Below are 1022 nucleotides of genomic sequence, written 5' to 3' on the forward strand. Positions count from 1 at the left end.
ATACTAGCCAATACTTATTAAAATCGTGGAAATTACTATTATATTTTCAACATAAATAATAAATTTTCAAAAAAATTTATTCAATTGATTTTATGTCTATTTTTGTGATTGATCTCTATGTAATATGATTATTAATGAGATATTTTTTTATGTAAAAAGAAAAATCATTAAAACTATGTTAAAAAATCACAATAAATCATATTCATCTTAACAAGATTATTTCTACGATTGGTGGCAAAAATAATGTAAATAGTTTTACCCACTGTTTTGCTCGATTAAGTTTTATTTTACATGAACCAGAAAAGGTAAATATAGAGGATTTTAAAAAACTACCAGAAGTTAAAGGTTTTTTTAATCAAGCAGGACAATTTGTAATTGTCATTGGTACCAATGTAGACAAATATTATAAAGCAATTCAACACCAATTTGATATCTCAACAGGTGATGACGATAAAAAAGCGCCCAAAATAGCGATTAAAAAAAAAGACAAAACTTTGGACGCGGTTATTACTAATCTAGCTGAAATTTTCTTCCCACTGCTGCCTGCGCTAATTTGTGGCGGTTTGTTGTTAGGCTTGAGGAATGTTTTAGGTGAAATGCCAATAGTAAAAAATAAGCCATTAATGGCATTTTATCCTACACTAAAACCGATTTATGATTTTCTTTTGTTGCCTTGTGAGGCTCTTTTTTATTTTTTACCGGTAGCAATTTGCTGCTCAACAGTAAAAAAATAGGCGGAACGCCAATACTATAGCTAAGCGACTTAATTTTGATTACAAAATATATGTTTTTCTCCAATATAAATTTAATGATATAGAGTAATTACTTGTAATCATTTTAAAGTCGCCCAGCTATAGGTATTATTCTGGGAATTATAGCTAAGCGACTTAATTTTGATGACATTATTTATATGAGCTATTCAATTGATTTTAGACGTAAAGCGATATTTACGATGTAAGAAGAAGGATTGAGTATCCGAGAAACAGCGAAGCAATTTCGGATTGGCTCTGCATCTGTATCGC

At 29.4% G+C, this 1022-nt stretch carries 1 protein-coding gene and 1 pseudogene; one reads left to right on the forward strand and one right to left on the reverse strand.

From position 1 onward, the window contains the following. Positions 1-218 precede the first annotated feature (218 nt). A pseudogene (locus tag ARSQ2_RS14440) lies at positions 219-299 on the forward strand (PTS transporter subunit EIIB); the annotation flags it as partial. Between the two features lie 337 nt (positions 300-636). Here ARSQ2_RS14440 and ARSQ2_RS12165 read toward each other — a convergent pair. Then, on the reverse strand, positions 637-798 hold the full coding sequence (locus ARSQ2_RS12165; protein WP_238334237.1) for a hypothetical protein: 162 nt from the start codon (positions 796-798) through the stop codon (positions 637-639). Positions 799-1022 lie beyond the last annotated feature (224 nt).

It is taken from the genome of Arsenophonus endosymbiont of Bemisia tabaci Q2, from assembly GCF_902713415.1.
Classification (GTDB): domain Bacteria; phylum Pseudomonadota; class Gammaproteobacteria; order Enterobacterales; family Enterobacteriaceae; genus Arsenophonus.